We start from the raw sequence: 17,886 nt of genomic DNA on the forward strand, positions 1-17,886 counted from the left end.
TTATTAATAAATTTATAAAATCTAGTGTGAAAATATGTTTAAAATATATATTTTTATACAAATATTTTTCAATATCCTTTAAAAGTAAATTTTCTTATACTATAATAAGTTTTAATTATATATAAATGATGTTTACGAACAATCAAGTTTAAATAGGGGTGATTATTTGAATACTAAACAATTAGAATATTTTATATCTGTAGCAGAAAGCCTAAGTTTTACCAAAACAGCAGAAAAATTTTATATTTCCCAAACTGCTGTTACACAGCAAATAAAAGCTTTAGAAGAACAAATAAATGTAACTCTATTTACAAGAAGTAAACGACATGTTGAACTAACACCTGCTGGAAAAGTTTTTTTATCTGAGGTACGTACTATAATAAAAAATATAGATGATGCTATTACAAAAACACAGCAATTTGCACATGGTTTTTTTGGAACTTTAAGTATAGGAATTTTAATAGGATATGAAAAAAACAAATTTCAACAATATTTAAAAGAATTTTCTAATATATACCCTAATATATCTATGGAAATTTGTACTAATGAGATAACTGAACTTTTAAACTTAGTAAAAAATAATTTTATGGACCTTGCATTTGTAATTAATCCAGAAAATCAACCATTAAAAGATTTTGAATATAAAACTGTAGAAAGGTATTCCTTGGTAGCTCTTTTACCCCCTGGTCATCCACTTTGCAATGAGGATTATATTGATTTAATTGAACTACAACATGAGAAATTTATTTTTGTAAAAGAAACAGGAGATGAATATGGTCAAAAATCCATGATACAGAATAGATATCGTGAAGCAGGATTTGTGCCTAATGTAGTTCAACGTTCAAATAATCTTAACACTATTGAATCACTAGTAGCATCTAATATGGGGATATCCATTTTACCTTCATTTTGTGTTCTAGATACTATGATAGAACATGGTATTGCAATAGTACCTATAAAAGAAGTAGAAGATAGAATTGAAGTTGTAGTTGTATGGAATAAAAACAATACAAACCCAGCATTAGAAAAATTTATTTCTATAGTATAAAATTAATTATAAAAATAGCATTAACCACTTTTATATGGTTAATGCTATTTTCTACTTAATTATATTAATTAGGTTTACCAAAACATCAATAATGGAACACTATAAATATGATATAAAAATATTATCTCAATATATCTAATTTCTCATTGTTCATCAATCTAAATACATGATTTGTATTTATTAAGGAACTATCGCCATAAGTTGTATGAGCTAACACTGAACTAGCAACTCCAAATTCAACAATATCTTCATTTCTCATCTTTTCCAAATATGAATATATAATTCCTGCTACATATCCATCCCCAGCACCTACTCTATCGTATATTTCTAGTTTATATTCCTTACTTTCAAAATAGCCATCATTATTTGATATGTATCCCTTTATAAATCTATTGTTCATATTATCAAATCTTCTCATAGTTCCAGCTACAATTTCTATATTATACTCTTTTCTAATTAATTCTGAACTCCATTTTATATCTAAAGTATCTATATTAAGTATTTTATTTATATCTCTATAACTAGCAAATAATCCGTGACAATATGGCAGTATTTTTTTATAATCGTTTACTAAATCATCATAAGTCTTATCTGGATTTAGTGATTGTCTAAAATTAAAATCAAAGAATACTTTTATTCCCTTTTCATAAGATTCTTTAGCTAGTTGTAAAGCAATATGTTTAACTGAATCTGTAAGTTGCATAGCAATACCACAAATATGAACCACATCAATTCCTTCTAAACATTTATCAATATCATAGTCTTGTATCCTACTCTCGCAAAATGAACTATTTAACCTATTTAAGTAAGTCACTTCTGAAGGTCTTTCCCCATATCCACTTTCAAGAAAGTATACCCCCATATGATTTCCTCCATATGTAATAAAGTCATCTTTTACTCCAAACTTTCTTATGTTTGCACTTGATGCTTTACCTACATTGTTATTAGGTAACTTTGTTAACATATAGGTATTATATCCAAAGTTTTTAAGTCCAGATAATATATTTAACCCTGTACCTGTAATTACATAATTTAGTTGGTCAGTTTGTGTTAAAAATTTATAATCAGGTACTGAAAGTCTCATCATTATTTCACCAAAAGCTAATATATTCATAAATCTATCCCAATAATTCTTTCATTATTTTATAAAGTGTTTTTATATCTTCTACTTTTGTATCACCTGTTACTTTATCGATTATTGATGTATAAACATGAGGTATGACCTTTTCTACACCATTATCAAGTGCAATTTGAACTATCTCTTTAAAGTTATCTAAGTCTATGCCTCCTGTTGGCTCTAGATAAAAATTATGTTCTGCACAAGCTTTTACAACTTCTATATATTCATCTTTTGTTTTAAGCCCTCTCATTGGGAAAAACTTAACTGAACTTCCTCCCATATCCTTCATCATAGCTATAGCTGTTTCTATAGGAACTATGCCATCTTCCTCCTTTGAACTTAATGGACCTGTAGATATCTTTACAAATCCTGGTTTACCAGTTGGAGAAACTAATCCATTTATTATACTATCATTTTGACCAAGTAATGTTCTAGATGTAGCTACACCTGTAAATACTTGATTTATATGTTGTGGTTGAAGTTCTTTAGAAATTTGAGATACCATATTTGACTGATTCGGATCTCCAGCTCCAAGACCTACAGATACTGCATTATCTATTTCCTTTGAGTATTTTTTCATATCTTCAATAGCTGCTTCTACAGTACTATAATTCTTCGATAATACTCCTACTAATACATGCCCATCACAAGCATCATATATTTCTTTGGCGTTTTTTATACTTCCTGCAAGAACATTTAAACAAACTCTATCTTTATAATATTTTGGCGTACAATTCATATCACTTACCCCCGTTAGTAAAATTTAATAAATCTTTATAATTTTATTTATCTTATTTTCTATTTTTCTATTATCTCTTTTATTCTATTATAAATAATATCTAAATCATCTTCACTCACGCTTCTTATATCAACCTCTATATTGCCTTCATTAGACTTATAATCTCGAGTGTATATAGCTATCTTTCCACCTCTAAGTTCGTTTATAATTTGTTGTGTTGATTTATTTATTATATCTTCATTAAAATTAATCTCTCCACGTAATATTTCTCTCCCTGCTGAGTCTCTAGTTATATTCGCACTAACCCCTTTTAAAGTATTTATCTTATCTATAAATGGATTTAACTTATCCTCCATTTCTTTTAAAGTTACTTTAGCACTATTCACATATCTCTCAATTGCGCATGTTAAACCTATTATATTTTCTTTTCCTATTTTCATAGCTCTTCCAATACCCTTTGATTGAAGCTTTACATTATCTATGTATTTTTTCCTACCTATTACTAACCCTGAACTAGGACCCTCTATAGCCTTTGCACCACTGTATATAACTAAATCTGCTCCTAATTCATAGTATACTTTTAAATCTTCCTCTGCTGCTGCATCTACTATTAAAGGTAGGTTGTATTCTTTGGAAACTTGCACTGCATCTAATACACTTAGCATACTCTTTTGAACACAATGATGAGATTTAATATACATAATTGCTGCTGTATTGTCATTTATCTCTCTTATTATATGTTCCTTACTGCACATATTACTATAACCAGCCTCAACAACTTCTCCACCACCAAGTCTTATCATTGTTTCTACTGGAACTCCATAGTCAACATTGTGTCCTTTAGGAATTATTATTTCCCTTTTAATTTGTTTCTTAGGGTTATTTATATTGTAAATTAAATTTATATCATCCTTTGCTATTATTGCACCTACACTCTGTGCAATTCCAGCAGATGCACTAGAAACTATTACTGCACTTTCACAGCCTAATAAACTCGATATATATTCACCAGTTTTATTTACAAGCTCTTCTACTATGAAGAAATTTTCACACCCTTGACCTATTGCTTCAATAACTTCCTTATCTAATGTTGACACCCCTAGTATAGTCATCTTACCTGAAGCATTTATAACACGTCTTACAGAGTACTTTTCAAATATACTACTCATACAATCAGCCTCTCCCATCTATACATTCTATTTTATGGACTAACATATATTCAAATAATCTCCATTTATTACTACAGCCCTTGGTTTTATGGACGTATTTGTGATTACTGAATTATTCAAAGAATCTTGAAGCTCTTTTTCTTCATTTACTACATCAAATATAGTTAAATCAGCATCATATCCTTTTTTTATTAAACCTTTATTTTTCAAATTTATTGCATTTGCTGCATTTTTAGTAACCTTATTTATTATATCTTCAAGTGAGTAACCCATATATATAAACTTTTCCATTGTTGTAGATAAACTATATACTGGACCATTTATTCTATTTTTAATATATATATCTGTACTTATGGTATCTGGAAAAAGTCCTGCATCCTTAGCTTTCATTGCAACATCCATACTAAAACTTTCTGTTCCATGACCTACATCAAGGATTATACCTCTTTTCCTAGCTTCTATAATTTCCTCTTTAAGTTTATTACCTTTCAATATTCCATTTGGTTTTCCGTTATATATATGAGTTAATATATCACCTTTTTCCATATATCCTAATATATCCTCTATAGTTGGAGGAGAACTGCCAAAGTGAACCATCATAGGTAGATTAAGTTCTTTTTTAATTCTTTTAGCTAACTTCAAAGGTTCAATACCATTTGAAATTACAACACTTTTACTCATTCTAGCTTTGATTCCAACAATAAAGTCTTTGTATTTTTTAACTGCATATTTAAGCGCCTCCTCATCTATGCTCATCATATTTGAAAGTTCATCTTGAGACGTTATTCCCTGCTTTGCAATATTTATCAAAGCATACACATTTGTTTTGTACTTTTTAGTATCCTCATAAAATTTTTCTATATCTAAAGCACCTGTTGTCCCTGTATCTACCACAGTGGTAACTCCACTTTTTATTCCAACCTCATCAGGATAATCCTTATAAATCTCTAACCTTTCATAGCAGTGTGTATGTATATCTATCCATCCTGCACTAATAAATGTCTCTCCATACAGCTCTATGATTTGGCTTGCTTGATACTTAGAATCATCTATATTATTTGTTACCTCTATTATTTTACCTTCTAATATAGCTATATCAATTATATGTTTATCTACTGTTTTTCCACCTTTGATTAATATGTCTATCTTCACTTTACTCTCCCTCTAAAATAATCTTAAATTTGCTCCAAGGTTCAATAAAGTCTAAAAGCATTATTTCATCTTCCTTTATTCTACCAACCCTATTTTTTCTTTCATCTTCACAGTCTTGAAGTATCAATTGTAATTCTCCTTTATACTTTCCAAAGTCATCATTACCAATCACTACGTCTCCTCTTTTAAAAACAGTACTGTTATCATGTTTAGGGAAATGTTCTTTAGCATATTTTTTTCTTACCTCTGTAGACCTGGCCACCTGGCTAGTTATGTCTCCTCTTCTAAAGTGTTGCTCTTTTATCATTATTATCTTTTCTACCTCAGAAATTTGCTCCTCAGCTACTACATTAAATACAATTTGATATTTATTTACTTCAGACATTCTTTTTAGTTCATCTTCACTTGCATATGCATTTCCTACAATCACATCATCAATCAAATCAGTTGCAAATAAGTGCTTAGTCGCTGTAGATATATCTAAATTTCTATGCATTTCAAGTGTGCACAATCCATCATTTATATCCCAAGGTCCTATCGTTGCATGTTTTGAATTAACAAAAGCAGCAGTTCTTATTCCATACTTTTTAAATCTATTTGAACATCTTACAAAGAAATCATAGGGTAAACCTGTACCCCTTTGAGGGTAAAAATTATGACAACCATATATATTATTTACATTTGGCTTGTACGTAATTATATTATCTAAGTATGCTACATCATTACTCATATTTAGCTCTACTTTTAAATCATATGGATTAAAAGAAATCATGGCTTCTTTACTTCCATCATATCCATAGTCAAGTCTTATTCCACTAGCATTTAACTCATTGAAGAATGTTAAATCATCATAAGATATTTCTAATATATCAAATATATTTGGAGCTATATCAAGGATTACTTCAAATCCCAAGTCTCTTGCATAGGTTATAATCTCTTTAAAATGTTTTTTAACCTCTTCCTTTGGTCTTGTAATTGAAAGCATACACATAAATATTCTTTTAAATCCATACTTTGAAGCCATTTTTATATATGCTTTATCATCTTTCATATTACTATGTTCTGGATATACTGATATCCCTAATCTTCTTTCCATCTTTCTCCTCCTCAAGTTACATTTTTAAAGTATATAAATTATTAAAGGTGAAGGTAATTCCTCCTACCTTCACCTTTAATAATTTATAAGTTTTTTATATTTACAATACAAAACTTCTATTCTATGTATTTTTATAAACTTTCACTCATTTCTTCTTGCTCCCTTTGTAATTGTTGTTTTTCAAAAACCTTGAAGAATGGATAATAAACAACAAATGATATCACAAAGTTAATTAATACTAAGATACCTGCCATTATACTCCAGTTAGTACTCATTACAGCTGCTATTGGTGCTGGCATTGCAAAGGGTAGTCTTGCTACCATCATAGGTATAATCCCTGTAATAGTAAGAACATACGACAAAGCTGTCATTATCATAGGTCCAATTATAAATGGTATCCCTAGTATTGGATTCATAACTATTGGTGCTCCAAATATTATAGGCTCATTTATGTTAAATAGCCCTGGTAAAAATCCTAATCTCCCTAAACTTTTTAGGTATTTTGACTTAGAAAACATAAACATTATAACTAATGCAAGAGTAGCTCCTGCTCCTCCTATCCATACATACCATTGTAAAAATTGTTCTGTAAATATATTTGGCATTGCATGAGCTGATACTCCTTCTGTGAATGCAGTTATATTTTCTGCTATGGACATATCCCATATAGGTCTTATTACTGGACCCATTATAGCTGGACCATGTATTCCAAGTACCCAGAATACTGTTATTAGGAATACTGTCAGCAGTCCCCCACCCAAACTGTTTCCTGATAAGAATCCTTTTAAAGGTGATAACATAGAACTTAACGCTGTACTTATATCAAATCCTAATATATGTCTTATTACCCAGAATAACATTAACACCACTGCTGTTGGTAATAATGCAGTAAATGAGTTTGAAACCTCTGGTGGAACCCCTGCTGGCATCTTAATTGTAATATTCCTTTCCTTCATAAAACGATATATCTCAACTGTAATTAATGATGTTACGATTGCTCCAAATAATGATGGCGAATTAAGTTTTGCCATATCCATCCATCTTCCAGCTTCTATAACTCCATTTATCGGTTCAATCACTTGAGTTGGAACTATTGTAGAAACCAAAAATGCCATAACTGCAAGCATACCAACACCTGTTGTATCTAGGTTGTAGCTTTTGGCAAGTGATGATGCTATTCCAAAAGTAGCATATAGAGATAAAAATCCTACAGTATATCTAAATGGTATATCTAATGTTGCCTTGAATGGAGCTATAAAATCCATATAAGCATCAATAGGTATGTTTAGTAATATTGTAAAAAATGAACCCACTATTGTTAGTGGTAAGGTTGCTATTATACCTGCCCTTACAGCTCTCATATGCCTTTGATTACTTATCTTCGCCGCTACAGGCATAACCTTACGTTCTAAAAAACTTGCGAATTTTTCCATAATTCCCCCCTGTATTAGTGATATTTTCCTTTATTTATAATTCAATAACTATTTCATAATAAAAATTAATTTTTATGTAATTGGTAATATCACTTATTTGCTTAAAAATATTATAACATTATAATGTTTAGTTGTAAACATTATAATGTTATAATATTTTATAAAGGAAATAAAAATCCTGAGCATATTATCACTTTAATAAGCTCAGGATTTTTATTATATTTCATATTTAATTACATAATTTTGTACTTCTGTATTATATCTTGCAAATGATAATTCAACTATGCTATCATTTTCATCATATGTTTTTCTCTTTCTTCCTAATAATTTGTCTTTCTCAAGATTTAGAGCCTTTGATATTTCTACTTCTGATTCTTCTATAAAAAATTCATCTTCAAATCTAGTTATGTTTATATTTCGTCTATATAAGTACATATATAAAGAACTGTGATTATTAAAGCTTTCAATAGTTAGATTTTCGTCAAAAGGTATATAATGAGTAAAATATATGTATGGTTTGCTATTCAAGTAATACATTCTAGTAATCTTACTACAGTTTTCTCCAAATATACAAAATTCTTGTGAGTTTGCATCATTTGTAATTTTTTCAATTGAAATAATCTCTTTAGATAACTTATGACCTTTAGATAAAAGTATACTTGAAAAAGAATCTGCCTTAGATAACCTATTAAAAAGACTATTACTTATTACTTTTGTACCTTTCCCACTTTTTTTCTCTACATATCCTTCTGATTCTAATATCTCAATAGCTTTTCTAATAGTAATTTTACTAACGCCAAACTCTTGCTCTAACTCTTTTTCTGTTGGAATATTTTCATCAATTTTATATTCATTATTTAATATTTTTTGCTTTAATATCTCTACAACTTGTATATATAATGGTTGATTTCTTAACATGATTCACCTCTTAGATTATATGTTATAATATTATAACATATAATCTTATACTTTAATAGTAGTATATATATTAACTTTAAACTTAATATAAAAAGAGTCCTCAAAATAAACTTAATGTATATTTTAAGAACTCTCTTAATTTGTTCCTTTTAATTCTTATTTATCTTGTAGCTTCAAATGTAAATCAACGATTTCCTCAGATAACTGTTGAAAATTCATAGAATTCATTAAGTGGTCTTGTGCATGTACGAGTATGACACTCATTTCTGTCTTGTTTCCACTAGCTTCATTTTGTATTAATTCTGTTTGATATCTATGTGCTTTATTTATAACTTCCTTAGACTCTTTTAACAATTCTTTTGCTTTTTCTATATTTCCATTTTTAGCTTCTTGTATTGCCTCAAAAGCTAATCCTTTACCTTCACCTGCATAACCTATTATACCAAAAGAAATCTCTATAATTTTTTCGTCCATCCTTTGATTCTCCCAATTTATATATTAAAAATAAATTATATTTTCTATTACTTCGCATTGTTAAGTTCTATTGCTCTATTTAGAACAGCTTTTCCATCAACTGTCCCATAGTGCATCATATTTATAACCTCTACTGGTATATTATATGGCTTAGCTATTTCCTGAGCCTTAGGTAATATGTATCTAACTTGTGGACCTAATAATAAAACATCACATTTTTCTATTTCATTTTGTATAGTTGATTCTGGTATTGCCCAAATTTGTGACTCTATACCGTTTTCTTTAGCTGCACTTTCCATTTTATTAACTAATAAACTTGTAGACATTCCCGCTGAACAAGCCAACATTATTTTTATCATATATTCCCCTCCTATTTTTTGTTAATAACATTTTAAACATTATAATGTTATAATATTTATTTAATTCTACCTTAAATGCTATATACTTTCAACACTTTTTTATTATTTTAATGTTATTAGTTGCAAAACAGATAAAAACCGTATCATTTGCTTGTGATACAGTTCTTCATAACTTAATCCACTGAGCGTGTTTTTATTACTTAACTATAAGTGATTAATCATTGAATTTTATTTGCTTAAACCTTAATATAAAATACTCAATACCCCAGTATATCTAATTATAACTATTAATAAGACTATTTTATTACAAATTTATTTTTTGTCTTCTATAAATAGATGGTGATACTCCTGTTTTTATTTTAAATTTTTCAATAAAATAACTAGTACTTCCAAATCCACACTGATAAGCTATATCTGAAATTGAATCATTAGTTGTAATTAATAAATTTGAACTAGCTACTAAACGGTAATTAGTAATATATTCAAAAATAGTGCAATTCATATATTTTTTAAATTCACGACAACAAGTACTTTTAGATAAATTAACTTCTTTTGCTAAATTATTAAGTTCAATTTTCTCCATATAATGATTACATATATAGCTAATTATATTTTTTATATGCAAACTATTGTTTCTAGCTTTATCATTAGGAAATAATACAAAATAAGATTTTATTAAAATGTTCCATACCTCTATTAATAAGATAAATATCTGTAATTCGAACCCCATTTCCTTTTTGTTATACTCTTCATAAACTTTGAAAACCTTGTTTAATATAACCGATTTCCATTCAATATCATTTTTCAAAATACAATAATTAATTCTAGAATTATCTATATAAGGTTGTATATATTTTATATTTACAAGACTTCCTGCAAAGCTAAATATAAAGTCTGAATTAAAAACTACACTTATATAAGAACAATCACTTCCCTTATAATTTTTTGCTTGATGTAATTGCCTTGCATTTATAAATATCCCTTCTCCTTCAGATAAAATTATTGAGTCTCCATCAACATTAAAATTAATATTACCCTTTGTTACAATACAAAATTGCAACTCTTCATGCCAGTGCCAATCAATATATCCTAAAATATTTTCACTTATTTTAGTTTGATAGACTGTAATTGGAAATTCAAATGAACCTTGTTGTGTTACTTCTTTTTTATTTTTATTAGTAACAATATTATCCTGCATAAATCAATCCTCCTTTTACTAATTTCGATTTTTTTAAATTATATATAACTTGATAATATAACGATATTTATTGCCTATATTATTATATATTTTTTGTGAATTAGTCAATATAATTATAATTAAGAAATAAATAATAAATAATTTTAGGAGATAAAAACTATGAGAAATATAAAAGATATCAAATATATACAAAATGAAAATTCAAGAAATTTACACAAATCTAAAGTAAGTATAGACTTTATTAACAAAGAACAAATAGAAAAAATCAGAAACTTCCATAGAAGCTTTTCAGAGTATAAAGTAACTCCTCTTCACAGTTTAAGTGAATTAGCTAATGAATTAGGTATTAGTAATATCTGGATAAAAGATGAGTCATATAGATTTGGACTTAATGCATTTAAAAGTCTTGGTGGTTCATACGCGGTTGGAAAATATATAGCAAAAAAATTAAATATGGATATTTCTGATCTTTCTTTTGAAATGCTAAATAGTAAAAATATAAAAGAAAAGCTTGGAGACTTAACTTTTGTAACAGCCACTGATGGAAATCATGGAAGAGGGATTGCTTGGTTTGCAAATCAAATTGGACAAAAATCAGTAGTATTTATGCCAAAAGGGTCTTCTGAGATAAGATTAAATAATATTAGAAAAGAAGGTGCAAAAGCATCTATAACAGATTTAAATTATGATGATGCAGTAAGATTAGCTACTAAATATGCTGATGAAAATAATGGTGTTATAATACAAGATACCGCTTGGGATGGTTATGAAGAAATTCCAACTTGGATTATGCAAGGATATGTTACTCTTATTGATGAAGCTATAAATCAAATAAATTCTTTAGATAATGGAATTCCTACCCATGTATTCCTTCAGGCAGGAGTTGGATCTTTTGCTGGAACTGTACAAGGATATTTAGAATATGTATTTGGCAATAATAGACCAATAACTACGATAGTTGAACCAAATGAAGCAGCATGTATATTTAAATCGGTAGAAATAAATGACCAAAAACCACATGCTGTTACAGGTTTTATGGAAACTATAATGGCAGGGCTTAATTGTGGTGAACCTAATACTATAGGTTGGAATATTTTAAGAGATTATTCTGATATGTATATTTCTTGCCCTGATTATGTAGCTGCAAGAGCAATGAGAATACTTGCTAGCCCATTAAAGGGAGACCCTAAGGTTGTATCTGGAGAATCTGGTGCGGTAGGTTTAGGAATTTTAAGTTTGATTTTAGAAGAAGATGGATTAAAAGAAATAGCTGAGAAGCTAAACATAAACAAAGATTCAAAAATACTTGTTATAAGTACAGAGGGTGATACTGATCCTGAAAATTATAAAAGAATAGTGTGGGATGGCGCTTATACATCAATTTAATAAAATAAGGTAGATTAGGTGTTTATTACCTTGTCTACCTTTGTTTTATTTATTATGTTATATCCCTTACTTAACATTCCTCTCTGATTCTCTTAGTACATACTTATCCTACTTTTTCAAATATATATATATTAATTCATCATAAGCATGTTCATTTGCTCCTATTTTATTCCAAAGCTCTGTTCCTATTAAAACATTACTATCTGTTTCTACATCAAACAGTTTGTAGGGTATCTGATGCACATTGTTATATAAATCTCCTTTACCTTTTGCATTTTCATCTAATTTGTCTGTATTAGAATACTTCTTTTGATTTTTTCTAATCTTTTTAATTATAAAAATAACTAGAAACATTTAATCTGTATTTGAATTATTTTACATTTCATTGTAATATATTTGTATATTATATTAGGAGGTAAGTTAATATGGAAACTCTAAATTGTATAGATAGACTACATTATATAGTTAAGGAATTTAATAGTACTATTACTATTGACATTGAAAGAAAACCAACAGATAAGTTAAATCAGGTTCTTTCTAGAATGTTTGATATAGATAAAGATGATGCTACGAAAGTGTATTCTACATATGGTTCAATATTTGAGCTATGTAATAATTGTCTTAACACAATTGATAAAATAGCTCCTTTTGAAGAAAACTCGTCTAAAAATGAGTTTATGAAATCTAGAATAGAAAATGTTATGTCTGCACTGTGTGCGATAGATTTGCCTAATGGTGATTTTAAAGATTTTAAATCTATTTTAAACACTGACACCATTTCTAATTTAAAAATGTTATCTTATTCATTGAATAGCTCTGATATAGTTATAACAGAAAATCAATTAGATAAAATTCGTGATGATATTAGAGTAATTTTAGATGAAATTATCAACTCAGGCATTAGTATTAAGCTAAAAGATCTTTTGAGCGATAGAATAAATGAAATTTTAAATGTAGTAGAAAAGTATAAAATATATGGTTCAGATGAAATTCTTAAGGCATATGAAACTTGTATTGGATCTATGCTTATAAACAAATCAATGGTAGAAGATAAAGATATGCCATTATATCAAAATATATTCTTAAAATTGATGAAAACAATATCCTTTTTAAATGAAAATTTACCTCTAATACAATATGCTAAAGAGTTAATACCTAAACTTTTAAGGTAATATTAGAAATGCTAAATCTGCCATGATAATATGAATTGTGTGCTTTATACGTTTCATATTATCATGACATGCTATTGATGTAATATTTATTGTATTTGTGTATATATTTAATCAATTCAAATTTTATATTTTATCATATTTTTTTATAATAAAACTACATATAAATTAACTCACACTCCATTACTTATGATATGGTTCTCCATTATTTATCCTATATGCCCTATAAATCTGCTCTAACAATATCAACCTCATCATCTGATGAGGAAAAGTCATCCTAGAAAAAGATAACCTATAATCTGCTCTTCCTAAAACTTCATCAGAAAGCCCTAGAGAACCTCCAATTATAAAACAGACACTACTATTCCCTCTAACCGCTAAATCACTCATCGTCTTAGCTAACTCTTCAGAAGACAAATTTTTTCCATCAATAGCTAAAGCTATAACATAACTATTGTGCTTTATCTTCCCTAAAATTTTCTTACCTTCTTTATCTTTTATAATTTCCATTTCCTTAGCACTCAAATTCTCTGGAGCTTTCTCATCGTCCAACTCTATAATTTCCAACTTACAGTACTTAGAAAGTCTTTTCTTAAACTCATCAATACCTAACTTTAAATACTTTTCTTTAATTTTTCCTACTACAATTATACTTATATTCATATGTTTCTCCTAAACTTAATTTTGCTACAAATTTATATCCTAATATAATCTATAAACTCTTATAAAATCATCTCTCTCTTTCTTGATTTGCATACTCTATAAACTCTTCAAAAGTTACAGCTTTGCTGTAATAATATCCTTGATATATTTCACATCCTAATCCATATAACTTATCTCTTTGATTTAAATTTTCAACATACTCTACAATTATATCAAAATCCAAATGCTTTGAAAGATTTACAATAGACATTATGATTTCACTGCTTCTTTTATTTGTAAGTATCTCTTTGACTAACGAACCATCCAATTTAACTATATCAAAATTATTATTTTGAAGATATATAAGAGAGCTGTGCCCCATGCCAAAATCATCCATAATTAACTTTACTCCCAAGTTATGTATCGCATTTATACGCTCAATAATTATTTGTGAACCTGACAATGCAACTTGCTCTGTGATTTCTATACCTAGCATATTGGGATTTATATCATTACTATTAATTATATTTTTTATTTGCTCTGGCAACTTAGGGTCATCAAGTTGGTCTGGAGATATATTTACAGAGAATTTAACAGGATTTCTCAGTAGCTTTTCACTCTTCTTTAAATCAACACATGCTTTATTAATAATATACTCCCCAAGCTCATCTAAAAAGCCTTCTTCTTTAGCCAAGATTATAACTAGTGGTGGATAAATGAATCCCCCTATTGAATGTTTCCATCTAAGTAATCCCTCTGCACCCACGACACTTCCATTATAATTAACTTGAGGTTGATAAAAAAGTTCTATCTCTCCTCTTTTCATAGCAAATTTTAAATCTGAAGCTAACATTTTTGAAATTGACCCTATTTTACCACTGTAATTTAAAAGATTTGGCTGTTCACCTGTTAATTCATACCTTTTTATTAAATTTGTTAAGTTTTCTATATTATTCTTAAACATGTATGTATATCTATTTTGCGACATTTTTATAAATGGTATATAAATCATAATCCCAATACATAGATTAAACAATTGTAACATACTACCTCTTATAGAGCCTGTAGCCATATAGCCACTTAAAAATATAGGTGATGTCCATTCTACAGGAGAAACTGTACATGGAACAAACCCTATAGACATAGCTATATAACTTGTAATAGTTAAGATTATAGGCGTAATTACAAAAGGTACAAACATAATATGGTTAAAAACAATTGGTATTCCGAAAACTAACATCTCATTTATATTAAAAAGAGCTGGTATGGAAGCAATTTTGGCTAGCTTTCTTACATTTATACGTTTTTCACTAAGAAAAATCGCAATTACTAGACATAGCAAAGAACCACATCCACCCAACAAGACCATTGTATCAAAAAAAGTCTTAGTAAAAATTTCTGTTGGCAATTGATTATTATTAACTAAATTGATATTAATTGCCATACTATTTTCAAATAAACTTTTTGCAACTGTATCTAGTACATTACTCCCATGAATTCCAAAAAACCACATGAAATGCATCAAGAAAATAAATAATAAGGCACTCATGAGATTTCTTCCCATTTTACTAAACACATTTGAAAATAAATCGTAAAATATATCTTGAAAGTTTGAACTTCCAATTAGACTTATCATTATTACTCTAAAAATAGAAAATAAAAATACTACAATTATGAACGGAACTATAGCCGAAACTACCATATTAAAATCTGCATCTGCTCCCTCTGTATGAAACTTTACACTTGTGACAAAAGATTCTGTAAGTTTTACAAACAATACAGATGATGTCATAGCTACAATAATAGCTGTAAATAACCACTTGGTCTTAAATACTTCTATATAATTAAGTTCATTACCACTTGAAAATACTAAAAATGAGCACATTGCAACTATAGGAACAAGTACTGTATACTTGCTCCCATATATTTTCCCATAACTATAACTTATTGTTAATAATATTATTAATGAAATAATTCCTAAAGTAGAATCATTTATAAAGTTAAGTATATTTGTAATTTCTCCATTAAACAAACTTGATAAATACTTTTGATAAGCATCAATTGGAAGATTCAAAATGACAAGAGCAGTTGAACCAGCCATAATAGCAGGTATCGCTAAAATCATTCCTTGCTTTATAGAATACAAAATTTTATTATCTTCGACATTTTCGAAATTTCTTTTTAGCAAAGTTATTCACCTCTACTTCATTTCATAAACATTAGAAACATCATTTCGTGATAGTACATCTAGTTTTACATCCTGTCCAACTACTATATCATTTGATGCTAATACTCCTTTTGAAGTCTCATATGCCAATTCTGGAAAATTATTTTCTTTGCTTAAGTGTGCCAATAATATAGATTCTGTCCCTTCATTAATAAGCTCAACACAGAAATTAGCTGCATCTTCATTAGATAAATGGCCAGTATTTGACATTACTCTTTTCTTTAAAGCATATGTATATGACCCCATCATAAGCATATTAGGGTCATAATTTGATTCTAACACTACTAGCTTAGATTTATATAGGTGTTTTTTTATATTTTGAGTTATACATCCTATATCAGTAGCTATAGATATCTTTTCATCACTTTCTGTATAGAAATTGTATCCAACTGGGTCAGACGCATCATGTTCTATTGAAAAAGGTCTAACTATAATATCTCCTAATGAATAAGTTTTATCATTTTCAAAAACTTTCATATTTTTATCTTTAACATCTCCTAACTTATCCTTCATAGAACACCATGTCTTTATATTAGCAAATATTGGTATATCAAATTTTCTTGATAATATACCTGCCCCTTTTATGTGGTCAACATGCTCATGTGTTATAAATATTCCTTTTAATTTATCTGCATCTACATCAATGTCTTTAAGACCTGTAGTTATTCTCTTTCCACTTAATCCTGCATCTACTAGTATATTGGTATTTTTATATCCTATATAATGGCAATTTCCACTACTGCCACTTCCGACTGAACAATACTTTAGCATTCCTTCACCTCTTTTTCTGCCTTATAAATTATATTATACCAAAAAAACAGGAGTTGTCTCGAAATTGATTTTTTCTAATCAAATTTTAAGCTCAACTCCTGTTTTTAATAAAGAAATATTCCTTCTATACGGCTTACACTTAGGTAAATATTAGAAATTTTTCTAACTTGCTGTCTTCAGACTTGCTTTACTTTAGCACACAAGATATACAATCTATTTTTATTCAATCACCTATATAATCTCTACCTTGTATTAATGAATTGGCAACATCATTTTGGTTAAAAGTTCGCTCGTTGGGCGATTTGGCGTATTTAGGTATTGATAATAAATTTCTCCAAGCATTTCATATGGACTACTCTGTACCCATGCAAACAATTCTTCTAATGTAGAGTCTTGTAAAAGATAATCACCTTGGTCAATTGCAGTAACTATCTTTTGTGCAGGTATTTCTATCCCCTGAATATCATCTACGCCTTCCATCTTAGTTGCAGTAGGAAAACCTATTTCAATATTTAAGTTTTCTAAGTCCATATTGTGAAAGCAGACAATAGGTGCTCCTGCTACGAAAGTATTTTTACTTTTTATATAGTCCATGATTTTGGCATATCCTTGAGCAGAGAACTCTTGAAATTCAAGCATGAAGTTAATTGTTTTCCTTATTACTAAAGCATAATATGCACTCTGTTCAACCACAGTAATGTCTGTTATTCTTGACATTTCATTTCCTCCAATAAGTTTATTTTATTTATAGTTAATATGATATCATCTAGCATATATTGTGGCTTGTCCTACAATGCTCTTTTTAAGCCCCAAAGTAATAATATTATTAAATGGCACAAACATATTTAAATACTATACATAATATTTTCAATATGCAAACCATAAAGCAAATTACTTTAAAAATACATTATAAATTACTAGGAGTATCAACTCTATATTCCATAAGGACATTATATATATAAATAGAGAGATAAATAGCTTATTG

At 28.4% G+C, this 17,886-nt stretch carries 18 protein-coding genes; 3 read left to right on the top strand and 15 right to left on the bottom strand.

Annotation, left to right across the window (positions count from 1 at the left end; genetic code table 11):
* The first annotated feature begins 166 nt into the window (after window positions 1-166).
* Complete coding sequence (locus ACTG45_RS19600) at window positions 167-1,048, top strand: LysR family transcriptional regulator (RefSeq protein WP_021386575.1); 882 nt, start codon at window positions 167-169, stop codon at window positions 1,046-1,048.
* A 121-nt stretch (window positions 1,049-1,169) separates the two neighbouring features.
* On the opposite strand, the gene ACTG45_RS19605 is transcribed toward ACTG45_RS19600, so the two are convergent.
* The 10 genes from ACTG45_RS19605 to ACTG45_RS19650 all read right to left on the bottom strand — a co-directional run bounded on the left by ACTG45_RS19605 (window position 1,170) and on the right by ACTG45_RS19650 (window position 10,706).
* On the bottom strand, window positions 1,170-2,162 hold the full coding sequence (locus ACTG45_RS19605) for a sugar kinase (RefSeq protein WP_479917823.1): 993 nt from the start codon (window positions 2,160-2,162) through the stop codon (window positions 1,170-1,172).
* Window positions 2,163-2,166: 4 nt separating this feature from the next.
* Window positions 2,167-2,907: a 2-dehydro-3-deoxy-phosphogluconate aldolase gene (gene dagF, locus ACTG45_RS19610; RefSeq protein WP_479917824.1), complete on the bottom strand. Its 741-nt coding sequence runs from the start codon at window positions 2,905-2,907 to the stop codon at window positions 2,167-2,169.
* A gap of 59 nt (window positions 2,908-2,966) precedes the next feature.
* Window positions 2,967-4,076: a DgaE family pyridoxal phosphate-dependent ammonia lyase gene (locus tag ACTG45_RS19615; protein ID WP_479919626.1), complete on the bottom strand. Its 1,110-nt coding sequence runs from the start codon at window positions 4,074-4,076 to the stop codon at window positions 2,967-2,969.
* A gap of 39 nt (window positions 4,077-4,115) precedes the next feature.
* Window positions 4,116-5,228 (bottom strand): amidohydrolase/deacetylase family metallohydrolase, encoded by a 1,113-nt coding sequence (locus ACTG45_RS19620; protein WP_479919627.1) that lies wholly within the window; start codon window positions 5,226-5,228, stop codon window positions 4,116-4,118.
* Window position 5,229: 1 nt separating this feature from the next.
* Window positions 5,230-6,324, bottom strand: a complete 1,095-nt coding sequence (locus tag ACTG45_RS19625; RefSeq protein ID WP_479919628.1) for a DUF871 domain-containing protein — start codon at window positions 6,322-6,324, stop codon at window positions 5,230-5,232.
* Between the two features lie 131 nt (window positions 6,325-6,455).
* On the bottom strand, window positions 6,456-7,757 hold the full coding sequence (locus ACTG45_RS19630) for a PTS sugar transporter subunit IIC (RefSeq protein ID WP_479917825.1): 1,302 nt from the start codon (window positions 7,755-7,757) through the stop codon (window positions 6,456-6,458).
* Window positions 7,758-7,973: 216 nt separating this feature from the next.
* On the bottom strand, window positions 7,974-8,675 hold the full coding sequence (locus ACTG45_RS19635) for a GntR family transcriptional regulator (RefSeq protein ID WP_479919629.1): 702 nt from the start codon (window positions 8,673-8,675) through the stop codon (window positions 7,974-7,976).
* Window positions 8,676-8,831: 156 nt separating this feature from the next.
* Window positions 8,832-9,149 (bottom strand): PTS lactose/cellobiose transporter subunit IIA, encoded by a 318-nt coding sequence (locus ACTG45_RS19640; RefSeq protein ID WP_021386590.1) that lies wholly within the window; start codon window positions 9,147-9,149, stop codon window positions 8,832-8,834.
* Window positions 9,150-9,196: 47 nt separating this feature from the next.
* On the bottom strand, window positions 9,197-9,508 hold the full coding sequence (locus tag ACTG45_RS19645; RefSeq protein WP_021386610.1) for a PTS sugar transporter subunit IIB: 312 nt from the start codon (window positions 9,506-9,508) through the stop codon (window positions 9,197-9,199).
* A gap of 304 nt (window positions 9,509-9,812) precedes the next feature.
* Window positions 9,813-10,706, bottom strand: a complete 894-nt coding sequence (locus ACTG45_RS19650; RefSeq protein WP_479919630.1) for an AraC family transcriptional regulator — start codon at window positions 10,704-10,706, stop codon at window positions 9,813-9,815.
* 159 nt (window positions 10,707-10,865) lie between these two features.
* On the opposite strand from ACTG45_RS19650, the gene dpaL reads away from it, so the two are divergent.
* Window positions 10,866-12,092 carry a diaminopropionate ammonia-lyase gene (dpaL, locus tag ACTG45_RS19655; RefSeq protein WP_021386617.1) on the top strand — a complete coding sequence of 409 codons (1,227 nt, stop codon included), beginning with the start codon at window positions 10,866-10,868 and terminating at the stop codon, window positions 12,090-12,092.
* Between the two features lie 108 nt (window positions 12,093-12,200).
* Here dpaL and ACTG45_RS19660 read toward each other — a convergent pair whose 3' ends face one another.
* Window positions 12,201-12,446 (bottom strand): TdeIII family type II restriction endonuclease, encoded by a 246-nt coding sequence (locus ACTG45_RS19660; protein ID WP_021386589.1) that lies wholly within the window; start codon window positions 12,444-12,446, stop codon window positions 12,201-12,203.
* 71 nt (window positions 12,447-12,517) lie between these two features.
* Between ACTG45_RS19660 and ACTG45_RS19665 the strand changes: the two genes are divergently transcribed.
* Window positions 12,518-13,264 (top strand): hypothetical protein, encoded by a 747-nt coding sequence (locus ACTG45_RS19665; protein WP_021386571.1) that lies wholly within the window; start codon window positions 12,518-12,520, stop codon window positions 13,262-13,264.
* Between the two features lie 180 nt (window positions 13,265-13,444).
* Here the strand turns inward: ACTG45_RS19665 and rlmH are convergent, their stop codons facing one another.
* The 4 genes from rlmH to ACTG45_RS19685 form a co-directional block, all read right to left on the bottom strand.
* Window positions 13,445-13,924 (bottom strand): 23S rRNA (pseudouridine(1915)-N(3))-methyltransferase RlmH, encoded by a 480-nt coding sequence (gene rlmH, locus ACTG45_RS19670; protein ID WP_021386630.1) that lies wholly within the window; start codon window positions 13,922-13,924, stop codon window positions 13,445-13,447.
* 67 nt (window positions 13,925-13,991) lie between these two features.
* Entirely contained in the window at window positions 13,992-16,091 is a 2,100-nt protein-coding gene (locus ACTG45_RS19675) for an EAL domain-containing protein (protein ID WP_479919631.1), read from the bottom strand.
* Window positions 16,092-16,103: 12 nt separating this feature from the next.
* A complete protein-coding gene (locus tag ACTG45_RS19680; protein ID WP_021386601.1) occupies window positions 16,104-16,901 on the bottom strand; it encodes an MBL fold metallo-hydrolase in 798 nt (265 codons plus the stop codon).
* A gap of 252 nt (window positions 16,902-17,153) precedes the next feature.
* Complete coding sequence (locus ACTG45_RS19685) at window positions 17,154-17,618, bottom strand: GyrI-like domain-containing protein (protein ID WP_021386568.1); 465 nt, start codon at window positions 17,616-17,618, stop codon at window positions 17,154-17,156.
* Window positions 17,619-17,886 lie beyond the last annotated feature (268 nt).

This window comes from Clostridioides sp. LIBA-7602, assembly GCF_056688945.1.